Origin of the sequence: Serratia sp. PF-27 (assembly GCF_030053255.1) — a bacterium.
In the GTDB taxonomy this organism is placed as follows: domain Bacteria; phylum Pseudomonadota; class Gammaproteobacteria; order Enterobacterales; family Enterobacteriaceae; genus Serratia; species Serratia bockelmannii.
In genome coordinates this window covers 697303-709383 of the sequence record NZ_JASGBT010000021.1, presented here as the reverse complement: position 1 = coordinate 709383, position 12081 = coordinate 697303, and the positions used below count along the sequence as shown (strand labels likewise).

Here is a 12081-nt window from a genome sequence, read left to right as displayed (position 1 = left end):
CGCCGTCAACTTTCCAACTAACAGGAGCAGGCGATGGATACCGACGATCAACGCAGAGAGCAGGTAGATCAGGAAGTGGGGCGCGCGGTGCGGCGGTTGATTGAAGAAAACAAGGCGATCGACCGCGATCACCTGGTGGCGATGCTGCAATTGATACTGCGGGACGAAGCCGGCACGCCGCGCGAGCCGGTGCTGGCCGCGGCGGCGCAGCTGGTCGCGTTGGGCAAATAGCGCGCCGATCTGGCCGCAAACAGGGTAGCCTGGCCGGGCTGCCCACATCACCATGTTGGGTTCTCTGGCAGAACCTTCTTTCAATACCGGGACGGCTATGCATATCACGTTGCGTCAACTGGAAGTTTTCACCGAAGTGCTGAAAAGCGGTTCGACCACTCAGGCCTCGGTGGTGCTGGCGCTGTCGCAGTCGGCGGTCAGCGCGGCGCTGGCGGATCTGGAGGGGCAGCTGGGCGTGCAGCTGTTCGATCGCGTCGGCAAACGGCTGGTGATCAACGAGCACGGCCGGTTGCTGTATCCCAAGGCGCTGGCGCTGTTGGAACAGGCGGGGGAGATAGAGCAGCTGTTCCGCCATGACGGCGGGGCGCTGCGCATCGCCGCCAGCAGCACCATCGGCAACTACATGCTGCCGGAGATGATCGCCCGTTACCGTCGGGATTTTCCGGCCACGCCGCTGGAGCTGAACGTTGGCAACAGCCAGGACGTGATCGTAGCGGTGGCGGATTTTCGCGTCGATTTGGGGCTGATCGAAGGGCCTTGCCATATGCCGGAGCTGGTGACGCAGCCGTGGCTGGAGGACGAGCTGGTGGTGTTTGCCGCGCCGGACAATCCCTTGACCCACCAACCGCCGACGCTGGAGGCGCTGGCCAATGCGCCTTGGATCCTGCGCGAGCGTGGTTCGGGCACCCGCGAGGTTCTGGATCATCTGCTGTTGGCGCACCTGCCGCACTTCCAGCTGGTGATGGAACTCGGCAACTCGGAGGCGATCAAGCACGCGGTGCGGCACGGTATCGGCATCAGCTGCCTGTCGCGGCGCGTGGTGGCAGAACAGCTGGCCAGCGGCGCACTGGTAGAACTGCCGGTGCCGCTGCCGCCGCTGCGGCGCACCCTGTACCTGATCCGCCATCGGCAAAAGCACATTTCCAACGCCTTGCAGCGTTTTCTCAGCTATTGCGCGCTGTAATCGACAGCGCGTCACGTCCTCTGCTGCTGCGCAGGCCGAAGAAAGCATAAAAACCTGCGCGCGCTCACATTAATGAGAGTAAGTAAGGCCATAAGGGCCGCGGCTAATAATTGCCTCTGAATTATGAAGCTATCTTATATCAGTGCAATGTTGCTAGTTCACCGGCGGGTATTTGTTACAATCCGCCCTCATTTTTTCAAAGAGCAGATAGGGTACGAATGGCTCAGCAGGATATAAAAACATCGGGGCAGCAAGCACCCGGATTGCGCCGCGAGCTGAAAGCCCGGCATTTGACCATGATCGCCATCGGCGGCTCCATCGGCACCGGCCTGTTTGTGGCCTCGGGGGCCACGGTTTCTCAGGCAGGCCCCGGCGGGGCGCTGCTGTCTTACGCTCTGATCGGTTTGATGGTGTACTTCCTGATGACCAGCTTGGGCGAACTGGCGGCCTTTATGCCGGTCTCCGGTTCATTCTCCACTTACGGCGCCAAATACGTGGAAGAAGGCTTCGGCTTCGCGCTGGGCTGGAACTACTGGTACAACTGGGCGGTGACCATCGCCGTTGACCTGGTGGCCTCGCAGTTGGTGATGAACTACTGGTTCCCGGACACCCCAGGTTGGATCTGGAGCGCCTTGTTCCTCGGTCTGATGTTCCTGCTGAACTACATTTCGGTGAAAGGGTTCGGCGAGGCGGAATACTGGTTCGCGTTAATCAAGGTCAGCACGGTGATTATCTTCATCGCCGTCGGTGTGCTGATGATCGTCGGCATTCTGAAGGGCGGCGAGCACGCCGGCTGGCAGAACTGGACGGTAGGAGACGCGCCGTTTGCCGGCGGCTTCTCGGCGATGATCGGCGTGGCCATGATCGTCGGCTTCTCGTTCCAGGGCACCGAGCTCATCGGTATCGCGGCCGGCGAATCGGAGAATCCGGGTAAAAACATCCCGCGCGCGGTGCGTCAGGTGTTCTGGCGTATCCTGCTGTTCTATATCTTCGCCATTCTGATCATCAGCCTGATCATTCCGTACACCGATCCGAGCCTGCTGCGCAACGACGTGAAAGACATCAGCGTCAGCCCGTTCACCCTGGTGTTCCAGCACGCCGGGCTGTTGTCGGCGGCGGCGGTGATGAACGCGGTGATCCTGACGGCGGTGCTGTCGGCCGGTAACTCGGGCATGTACGCATCGACCCGCATGTTGTACACCCTGGCGTCGGAAGGCAAGGCGCCGCGCATTTTCGCCAAGCTGTCGAAAGGCGGCGTGCCGCGTAACGCGCTGTATGCGACCTGCGTGGTGGCTGGCCTGTGCTTCCTGACGTCAATGTTCGGCAACCAGTCGGTTTACCTGTGGCTGCTCAATACCTCGGGCATGACCGGTTTCATCGCCTGGTTGGGCATCGCTATCAGCCACTACCGTTTCCGTCGCGGTTACATGCTGCAGGGGCGCGATCTGAACGATTTGCCGTACCGTTCCGGGTTCTTCCCACTGGGGCCGATCTTCGCCTTCGTGCTGTGCCTGATCATTACCCTGGGCCAGAACTACCAGGCCTTCCTGCAAGATAAGATCGACTGGTATGGCGTGACCGCGACCTACATCGGCATTCCATTGTTCCTGCTGATCTGGTTCGGTTACAAGCTGTCGCAAGGCACCCGTGTCGTGAAGTACAGCGAAATGGAATTCCCGAAGATGGACGTGAAGTAATTTTCGGTGAGTGATACGCGGCGGGGGTTCCCGCCGCGTTTGGCTTTACTTTTTCCCGCCTTTGGCTTCCGCCAGCGCCTGCTGCGCCGAACTCATCAAATCTTCCACCGTCGCATAATGCTGCGTCAGCGCCACAATGCCAGCGTTGAGCTGCATGTTCACCTCGCCGAACGCGCCAAAATCGTAAGGTGCCTCCAGCGGCGGCACGATGCGCGCCAGGAATTCGCTTTCCGCGCCGTAGGGCAGATCGTGCACCAGAATCAAAAACAGGCCGCCGGTATAGCGGCAGACGTAGTCGCTCGGGCGGATCAGCGTCTTGAGACGCTCGCCGACGGTGCGCAGTACGTCGTCGCCGATCTGGACGCCGTGGCTTTGGTAGAGCGCCGCCAGCGGACCGAACTCAAGAATGAACAGGTGAGAGATCGTCTGTGCCGCTGCGGGGCGGCAGATGCTGCGCATCACCACCTCGCCGCCCGCTCGGTTGAGGAAGCCGGTCAGGCGATCGCGGTGCGACGCCTGCTGCTTCTCCCAGGCCAGCGTGACGTGCTGCACCAGTTGGCGGTGGTAGCGTGCGATCATGCCATGGGCCAGCACCAGCCACAGCGGCGCGAGGTCCGCCAGGACAAACAGATTTTGCACGCGCGACAGCGGTGCCGCCAGCAGGTAAGGCAGCGTCAGCGCGATCACCTCAAGCAGCGCGAAGCGTGGCGCGGCGGCGTGGCGCTGCATCAGCCAGCAGGCCAGAGCGGTGATGGTGAGGCCGGCGAAAAGTATTAAAACGAAGCGGCCCGACAGCATCGCCAGCGCGGCGCTGGCGCCGACCAGCAGCGCCCACAGCAACACCGTCACCAGCATGGCGTCCGGCCAGGCGGGTTGACGCCGGCGCGCCAGCCAGGCTCGCCCGGCGGTCAACAGCAGCAACAGCAGCAGCAGGCCGATACCGACCAGCGGTCGGTTCAGCCAGGCGTACCCCACCAACAGCGCGACCGGCCCTGCGGCATTCAGCCAGGGAGTGAGAGGAGAGGGCGTCAGCGTGAGACGCAGCTGGCGTTGAAACGGCTCGTCATCGGCCTGCAGCGGGCTGTATAACAGCCAGTTCAGCAGCGCCGGACGTTTGGGCGTTGTCGCCGGAGATGGACTTCTCATTACAGCCTCGTCAATAAGGCCGCTCTTGCGGCGGCCTGAAGGTTTTTTGCACGCGCGGTGCTGTGGCTTTGGATTCTATGTGGTTTTGCCGTTATTTGTCAGAGTCTGGTCGGATCAGGGATCACTTTCAGAATAATGAACCTACTGGCCGCTGGCGGGGGTAAGCGTGGTGGTTTGAAAAATGGCGTGTAAAAACAAATTGTTACATTTCTATAACGCTGTTTTCACCGATTGATATGATTGATAAGTATTATCGTTTGCTTTATTGTGGACGGCTGCGCGCAGGCTGCTGCCGCACACTTTCCGGTTCACGGCGGACGCCTTCGCGCCGCTGTCATGATGGTTGTAACAGGTATCTTAACGAATGAGCGTATCCACCGATCCCATGACTGACGCCAAGGGGCAACCCAACGCCGGCGTGATGGGGCGTTATCAGCATATTCTTCGCCATCGCCTGATGATGATGGGCGTGTTGGCACTGGCGATCCTGGGCTCGCTGCTGCTGGATTTCACCATGGGGCCGTCCGGCCTGTCGCTGTCGTCTTTATGGCACACGCTGCTTGACCCCGCCGCGGCCGATGCCGGCACGCGGGTGATCGTCTGGGACATCCGATTGCCTTACGCGCTGATGGCGGTGGTGGTGGGCTTTGCGCTCGGCCTGGCCGGGGCGGAGATGCAGACCATCCTGAATAACCCGCTGGCCAGCCCCTTTACCCTCGGGGTCTCTTCCGCCGCGGCCTTTGGCGCCGCGCTGGCGATCGTGCTTGGCATCGGCATTCCGGGGATTCCCGACCAGTGGTTCATCTCCGCCAACGCCTTTATCTTCGCGCTGTTCGCTGCGCTGATGCTCGACGGCATCACGCGCTGGACGCGGGTCGCCACCTCCGGCGTGGTGCTGTTCGGCATCGCGCTGGTGTTTACCTTCAACGCGCTGGTCTCGATGATGCAATTTATCGCCAGCGAGGACACGCTGCAGGGGCTGGTGTTCTGGACCATGGGCAGCCTGGCGCGCGCCTCGTGGGACAAACTGGGCATTCTGTTCGGGGTGTTCGCCGTGCTGCTGCCGCTGTCGATGATGAGCTCGTGGAAACTGACCGCGCTGCGTCTGGGTGAAGACCGGGCGGTGAGCTTCGGCATCGACGTGCGTCGGCTGCGTTTGACCACGCTGCTGCGCATCAGCATGCTCTCGGCGCTGGCGGTGGCTTTCGTCGGGCCGATCGGCTTTATCGGTCTGGTGGCGCCGCACATCGCCCGCATGATCTTCGGCGAAGATCACCGTTTCTACCTGCCGGCCAGTGCGCTGATTGGCGCGCTGGTGTTGTCGATGGCCTCGGTGGCGTCGAAAAACCTGGTGCCTGGGGTAATCATCCCGGTGGGGATCGTCACGTCGCTGGTCGGGGTGCCGTTCTTCCTGAGCATTATTCTGCGCCACCGGGGGAACGTATGAGCCAGGGTTTACGGATAGAAAACTTCTCGGCGGGTTACCCGAAACGCCAGGTGATCGACAATCTCTCGGTGCCGATGCTGCCGCGCGGGCAAATCACCGTGCTGCTGGGGCCGAATGGCAGCGGCAAATCGACGCTGCTGCGCTCGCTGGCCGGGCTGAACCCGGCGCAGGGCAAGCTGTGGCTGGACGACGGCGATCTGATGCAGATGCCGTTCGCCCGTCGGGCGGAGAAAGTGGTGTACCTGCCGCAGTCGCTGCCCGCCGGAGTGCATCTGCACGTGCTGGAGTCGATCATCGTGGCGCAGCGCGCCTCGGGCGGCCGCAGCAACGCCGGCAGCGAAGCGGAAGTGATGGCTTTGCTGGAACAGCTGGGCATCGCCCACCTGGCGCTGAGCTATCTCGATCAGCTGTCCGGCGGCCAGAAACAGCTGGTGGGGTTGGCGCAGTCGCTGATCCGTCAGCCGTCGCTGCTGCTGCTGGATGAGCCGCTGAGCGCGCTCGATCTCAACTACCAGTTCCACGTGATGGATTTGGTGCGCCGCGAAACCCGCAAGCGCAATATCGTGACGGTGGTGGTGGTGCATGACATCAACATCGCGCTGCGTCACGGCGACCACGTGCTGATGCTGCAGGATGGCGATCTGATCGCCGATGGCGCGCCGGATCAGGTGATTACGCCGCAGAGCCTGGCGCGGGTCTACGGCGTGCGCGGGCGCATCGAGCGTTGCTCGCAGGGCACGCCGCAGGTGCTGATAGACGGTCTGGTGAACCAGCCGACGATTTAACCCAAGAAAAAGCCCGGCATCGCCGGGCTTTCTTTATCGCGCAGCGTGGTTTAGGGCCTCGCTCACGCGTTCGACGACGTGCTGGGCGGTGACGATGCCGCCGGACAGATACACCTCGGCTGCCGGCAGGTAGACCACCTGGCCTTTTTTCACCGCCGTGGTTTTCTTCAGCGCGGTGCCGGTGAGGATTTTCTGCGGTGCCACCGCGTTCGGCCGCCCGGTCGCGGCGTCTCTGTCGATGACGAACAGCCAGTCCGGATTCAGTTTGGCGACCTGCTCAGGTGTCAGCTTGTTGCCGCGCACGTCTTTTTCGTCGGACTGCAGCGCGGACGAGAAGCCGAGGGCGTCATAGACGAAGCTGAAACGGCTCTTGGGCGCGTAAGCGCTGATCTTGCCGCCGGAGAACAGCACCACCAGCCCAAGCCCGGCCTGGGTGGCCTGTGGTTTGACTGCGGCGATCTGCGCATCCAGCTTATCGATCGCCGCCTGCGCCTGTTGCTGCTTATCGAACAGCTCGCCCAACTGCAGGGTGCGCTGTTTCAGGCTGCCCAACTGATCCTGCTGATCGACGGACATGTTCAGCGTCGGTGCCAGCGCGTTCAGCTCGTCATAAGCTTTGGACGCCCGGCCGGCGATCAGGATCAGGTCCGGCTTGGCGGCGCGCAGCACGGCCATATCCGGTTCGAACAGGGTGCCGGCATTGAGGTATTTGTCATCCTGATAGCGCTTCAGGCTATCCGGCAAGTTCTTGCGGTTGCCGGGCAGCGCCAGCGGTTCGACGCCCAGCAGCTGCAGCGTTTCCAACGACGCGTAATCCAGCACCACGATGCGCTGCGGGTGCTTCTTCACCTCGGTGCTGCCGTTCAGGTGCTGGACGTTGACGGTGGCCGGGGTAGCGGCTACCGGCGTATCGGTTTTGCTGTGGCAACCCGCCAGCGCCATTGCGGCCAGCAGGGCGATCATCAGGGGGGAGCGGCGTAATCTCATGGAGCTTCCTCACGGTGATGGAATGAAAAGGGCGCGCAGTGCGCGCCCAAGGGCATCAGAAGTTGTAGGTCATGCCGACGGTGTAACGGCGGCCGTCCAGCGTGGTACGGTAGTGATCGTAATCCACGGTTTTGTCGAGGATGTTGTAAACCCCGCCGGTCAGCTGCAGGTTTTTCGCCGCCTGGTAGCTCAGGCCCGCATCGACGAAGGTGTAGGATGGCGTGCTGGTCGCCATCGAGGTGCGGCTCAGATATTGTGAGGTTTTGCTGCGGAAGTTAACGCGCGACCACAGGCTGAGGTCCTGCGTGGCACGCCAGTCCAGCACGGTATTCAGCATGTGCTTAGGCATCTGGTTGAGCGCCTTGCCCTGGAACTCGCCGCTCTTCTGCTCGGAAGAGGTGTAGGTGTAGTTGGTGTTCCACTTCCAGTCTTTGTTGATCTGCCAGCCGAAGGTGGCCTCTACGCCGCGCATATTGGCTTTGTCGACGTTGACGCGATCGCTGATAAAGTCGTAGGACGTGCCGCCGATGGTGCAATCCGGCGTGTCTTCACAGCGGCGCACTTCGGTGATTTTGTCTTTAAAGTCGGTGTTGAAGACCGTCACGCCGGCGTTAACGCCTTTCAGGCTATCCCACATCAGGCCGATTTCTTCGCTCAGGCTCTTCTCTGGCTGCAGATCCGGGTTGCCGACGATGATGCCTTTACGCACGCCGCCGCCGGTGACCTGCCCCCAGTTAGGGGAGGATTGGCGCAGATCCGGCGATTTGTAACCGGCGGAGACGCCGCCTTTCAGCGTCCACTGTTCGGTCAGGTGCCAGACACCGTACATGCGTGGGGTCCAGTGGCTGCCGAAGTTTTCATCACGGTCCATACGGATGCCGCTGGTCAGGCTAAAGTCGTTGGTCAGCGCCCATTCGTCTTCAGCGAACAATGCCCAGCTCCAGCGCGTCAGCTTGCTGAGACCTTGAGCCGATTCAAGCTGGTTGCCACCGTCGCCCAGTTTTTCATAGCGGTATTGGCCGCCGAGGTTCAGCATGTGGGAACCCAGCTCGAACTGGTTCTGGGTGTTGAAGATGGTGTTGTAGGCCTTCATGTTACGGCCCGGGTTACCGGTTTCTTCGCGCTGCACGTAGCTTGTGGAGTTGCCGAAGTCGTAATAGCCGTTGTGGGTCAGCGCGTAGTTGGTGCGAGTGTATAGGCTTTCGCTGACCTCGGTTGGTGTGCACTTGCCTTTGCTGCAGCGCTCCGCCACTACCGATTTGCCCGGCGTGCTGTTGCGATCCTGCAGCGAGCGGCCGATTTCGAAATCGAATTCGTTTTTCTCGTCCGGCGTCAGGGTGAACACCGCGGTGCCGCTGCGCATGCGCTGTTCGTTGTAACCGTTGACGATTTTATCTTCCGCGCGGCGCGACAGCAGGCCGTTGACCCGCAGGCCGAGCAGGCCTTCAACCAGCGGGCCGGAGGCGTAGGCGTTGGTCTGGAACAGATCGCCGGAATCGCGGTTTTCCTGAACGGTGGCGTCACCGTGCAGCGAGCCTTTCCACTCGGTGCGTGAGGTTTTGCGGGTGATGACGTTGATCACGCCGCCCATGGCGTCGGAACCGTACAGCGAAGACATCGGCCCGCGCACCACTTCGATGCGTTCGATGGCTTCCAGCGGCGGCAGCCAGCCCTGTTCGATGCCGGCGTTGTCGCTGTTCGGGCGGGTGCTGCGGGTGTCGACGCGCTTGCCGTCCACCAGGATCAGCGTGTACTTGGAGGACATGCCGCGGATGCTGATGTCACTGCTGCTGGCGCCGCCAGTGACCACCACGCCCGGCACGTCTTTCAGTGCATCGGTCACGTCGCGATAGGCCTTATCTTCGATCTGCTGGCGCGGGATCACCGAGATGGACGCGGCGGAGTCCTGAATTTTTTGCTGGAAGCCGGAGGCGGTGACGACCATGGTGTCCTGGGTGTCGTTCTGCGGCGCGGCCAGTGCGGCGGTGGCGCTGAGTGAGGCAATCACCAGAGCGGCGAGCTTGCTGTAACGTGGCGTTTCCATGAGGTGAACCTTTCCTGGATTGAAGTGAAAGTAATTAACCAATTGAATTTCTAATGAAATTATTCATCGTTCGCTGAGAAGTACTTCGCTTCGTCAGCGTTGCGTGAGGGTATTGTAAGGATTTTTTACTGAATGTAAACGCTAATGATAATTCATATCATTTGTATGCTTGTTATACTGACGGGAAAGGGTAACCGGATGAATTAAAGGGAAAAGCGGCGCAGCGGGCGTGCGCCGGGGAGGATCAGCGTTTCTGGATGTAGGTGATGGCCAGCGCCAGCGCCAGCACCAGGCCTTTGATAATATCCATGGCGTAGTAGGGCACCGACAGCATCACCAGGCCGTTTTGCAGCACGCCGAGGATCACTGCGCCGATCAGGGTGCCGAGCGCATTGGGTTTGCCGGAGCCCGCCAGCGAGAAACCGATATAGGCCGCCGCCACCGCATCCATCAGATAGCCGCCGCCGGCATTGACCTGCGAAGAGCCGATACGTGACGCCAGCAAGATGCCGCCAAGCGCCGCCAGCCAGGAAGAAATGACGTAAGCGGCAACCCTGTAACGTACGGTGCGGATACCCGACAGACGCGCAGCCTCGGGGTTGCCGCCGATGGCGTACATCCGGCGGCCGTGCTTGGTCAACGAGAGGAACAGCTGTACCGCCACGGTGACCGCCAACATGATCAGCACGATCACCGGCACCTGGCCGAGGGCGGAAAACACCTCTGGGATCAGGCCTTCCGCCATGTCGCCATTCGGCAGCACCATGTTTTGGGTGATGGAGCCGCCGTAGCTGTAGGTCATCGCCACGCCCTGGATCACGAACAGGCTGGCCAGCGTCGCCAGCATGTCGGGGATTTTGAGCACCACGATCAGCAGGGCGTTGAACAGGCCGACCAGCGTGCACAGCAGCAGCGTCACCACGATGGCGCCGGTGGTGCCGAACCCGTGCCAGACGAACAGTGAAATCACCAGCGCGTTGGCCAGCGAGGCGGTCGAGCCGACCGAAAGATCGAAACCGCCGACCGACAGCGAGATAGAGACGCCGATGGCGATCACCGTCACGATGGCGATCGAACGCAGGATATTGATGATGTTATTGGCATCGAGAAAGTTGTCCGACGCCAGGCCAAACAGGGCGATCAGTGCCGCGACGGTCAACAGCATGCCCCACTTGTAGAGGAAATCAAACAGCTGTTGACGCCAGGGCAGCGCAGGCCGCAAGGCAAATTCTTTACTCACGCAGGGGTTCCTCCGGTGGAATAGAGCAATAAGGTTTCTTCGTCGATGTCGGCGGCGTTCAACTCCGCCACGATGCGGCCGTCCCACAGCACGCAGATGCGATCGCACAGGCCAATCAGCTCGGCGAACTCGCCGGAGGCGTAAATCACGCCTTTGCCGGCGTGAGCCAGGCCGTCGATCAGGCTGAACAGCTCCTGCTTGGCCTTGATGTCCACGCCCTTGGTCGGCTCATCGAAGATCAGCACCTCGGCGTTGCCGCGCAGCCACTTGCCGATCGCCACTTTTTGCTGATTGCCGCCGGACAGGCGTGCCAGCCGCTGTTGCGGGCCGGAGGCGCGAATGTTCAGACGCTGCATGATCTCGCGCGCCCAGCGCAGCTCTTGCCGCCGGCTGAACAGGCTCCAGCGCGAGAAGCTGTCGTCGGCGCTGACGCTCAGGTTCATCGGGATCGCCTCATCGATGAAAATGCCCTCTTTGCGGCGCTCTTCCGGCACCAGCGCCAATCCTTGTTCGACCGACAGGTGCGGCGCGCGTGGCGCCCAGGGCTGCCCGCGCAGTTCGCCGCGCTCGAGCTGCACGGTGCTGGCGCCGAACAATGCCTTGCACAGTTCGGTTTTGCCCGCTCCGGCCAGCCCGGCGATGCCGAGGATCTCTCCTTCATGCAGCCGCAGCGAAACGTCGCGCAGCTTATAGCGATCGCGCAAGCCCTCCACCTGCAGCAGCTTACGCCCAGCGTGCGGCGGGCGCGGCGGCGGGAAAATGTCGTCCAGCCGATGGCCGAGCATTTTCTCGACGATCTGTTCGCCGCTCAGCCCGCGCATGGCGTCTTCGCTGACGCGCCGCCCGTCGCGCAGCACCGTCAGCCGATCGCAAATGTCGCTCAGTTCGTGGATGCGGTGAGAAATGAACACGATGCCGATGCCTTCGGATTGCAGGCGGCGCACCACGTTGAACAGGCGCTCGCTCTCGGCGCGATCGAGCGGCGCGGTCGGTTCATCGAGCACCAGAAAACGGCAGCGGTGCGACAGCGCGCGCGCCAGCAGCACCTGCTGTTTTTCCGCCAGCGTGCAGTCCGCCAGGCGTCTGCGCGGGTTGAGCGGCAGCGCCCATTGCTGCAGCAGCTGTGCGGCGCGGCGGTGCAGTTCCGCCCAGTTCAGCCAGTGGCCCGGTTCGTTCAGCCAGTCCAGCATGATGTTTTCCGCCACCGACAGCGTGGGGATCAGCGCGACGTCGACCTCTTGCTGTACCACGTGAATGCCGTGGCGGCGCGCCTGCAGCGGGGAATGAATTTCCACTGCCCGGCCGTCGATCAGGATCTCGCCGCGGTAGTGATCGTGGGCGCCGGAGAGGATCGCCATCAGCGTCGACTTGCCCGCGCCGTTGGCGCCGACCAGCGCATGGATTGAACCGCCCTGCAGCGTGAAGTCCACGTCCTGCAGCGCGTTGAAGCCGGCGAAGGCGATCGAGATATTGCGCATCTCGAGGCGTGAAGGCGTTGCGGTTGACATAGGGTAGTAAGGCCGTTTAGATGTTTAGATGG

10 protein-coding genes are annotated in these 12081 nt (G+C 61.8%); 5 read left to right on the top strand and 5 right to left on the bottom strand.

What is annotated here, in order from left to right:
* Positions 1-33: 33 nt before the first annotated feature.
* The 3 genes from QMZ29_RS18395 to QMZ29_RS18385 all read left to right on the top strand — a co-directional run bounded on the left by QMZ29_RS18395 (position 34) and on the right by QMZ29_RS18385 (position 2892).
* Positions 34-231 (top strand): hypothetical protein, encoded by a 198-nt coding sequence (locus QMZ29_RS18395; RefSeq protein WP_043136401.1) that lies wholly within the window; start codon positions 34-36, stop codon positions 229-231.
* Between the two features lie 97 nt (positions 232-328).
* Positions 329-1195: a DNA-binding transcriptional regulator YeiE gene (yieE, locus tag QMZ29_RS18390; protein WP_025303536.1), complete on the top strand. Its 867-nt coding sequence runs from the start codon at positions 329-331 to the stop codon at positions 1193-1195.
* Between the two features lie 218 nt (positions 1196-1413).
* Complete coding sequence (locus tag QMZ29_RS18385; RefSeq protein WP_025303535.1) at positions 1414-2892, top strand: amino acid permease; 1479 nt, start codon at positions 1414-1416, stop codon at positions 2890-2892.
* Positions 2893-2937: 45 nt separating this feature from the next.
* On the opposite strand, the gene QMZ29_RS18380 is transcribed toward QMZ29_RS18385, so the two are convergent.
* The gene (locus QMZ29_RS18380; RefSeq protein ID WP_060433633.1) at positions 2938-4038 is read right to left on the bottom strand and encodes a GGDEF domain-containing protein; all 1101 of its coding nucleotides are present in this window, start codon (positions 4036-4038) and stop codon (positions 2938-2940) included.
* 364 nt (positions 4039-4402) lie between these two features.
* Between QMZ29_RS18380 and QMZ29_RS18375 the strand changes: the two genes are divergently transcribed.
* Entirely contained in the window at positions 4403-5485 is a 1083-nt protein-coding gene (locus QMZ29_RS18375) for a FecCD family ABC transporter permease (RefSeq protein WP_025303533.1), read from the top strand.
* The gene (locus tag QMZ29_RS18370) at positions 5482-6270 is read left to right on the top strand and encodes an ABC transporter ATP-binding protein (protein ID WP_004935663.1); all 789 of its coding nucleotides are present in this window, start codon (positions 5482-5484) and stop codon (positions 6268-6270) included. Before QMZ29_RS18375 ends, QMZ29_RS18370 begins: the two co-directional genes overlap by 4 nt.
* 33 nt (positions 6271-6303) lie before the next feature.
* Here the strand turns inward: QMZ29_RS18370 and QMZ29_RS18365 are convergent, their stop codons facing one another.
* The 4 genes from QMZ29_RS18365 to QMZ29_RS18350 all read right to left on the bottom strand — a co-directional run bounded on the left by QMZ29_RS18365 (position 6304) and on the right by QMZ29_RS18350 (position 12049).
* Positions 6304-7257 carry a siderophore ABC transporter substrate-binding protein gene (locus tag QMZ29_RS18365; protein ID WP_261426202.1) on the bottom strand — a complete coding sequence of 318 codons (954 nt, stop codon included), beginning with the start codon at positions 7255-7257 and terminating at the stop codon, positions 6304-6306.
* 55 nt (positions 7258-7312) lie between these two features.
* On the bottom strand, positions 7313-9301 hold the full coding sequence (locus tag QMZ29_RS18360) for a ligand-gated channel protein (RefSeq protein ID WP_060433631.1): 1989 nt from the start codon (positions 9299-9301) through the stop codon (positions 7313-7315).
* Positions 9302-9545: 244 nt separating this feature from the next.
* Complete coding sequence (locus QMZ29_RS18355; protein ID WP_099817478.1) at positions 9546-10541, bottom strand: ABC transporter permease; 996 nt, start codon at positions 10539-10541, stop codon at positions 9546-9548.
* The gene (locus tag QMZ29_RS18350; protein WP_060433629.1) at positions 10538-12049 is read right to left on the bottom strand and encodes a sugar ABC transporter ATP-binding protein; all 1512 of its coding nucleotides are present in this window, start codon (positions 12047-12049) and stop codon (positions 10538-10540) included. Before QMZ29_RS18350 ends, QMZ29_RS18355 begins: the two co-directional genes overlap by 4 nt.
* Positions 12050-12081 lie beyond the last annotated feature (32 nt).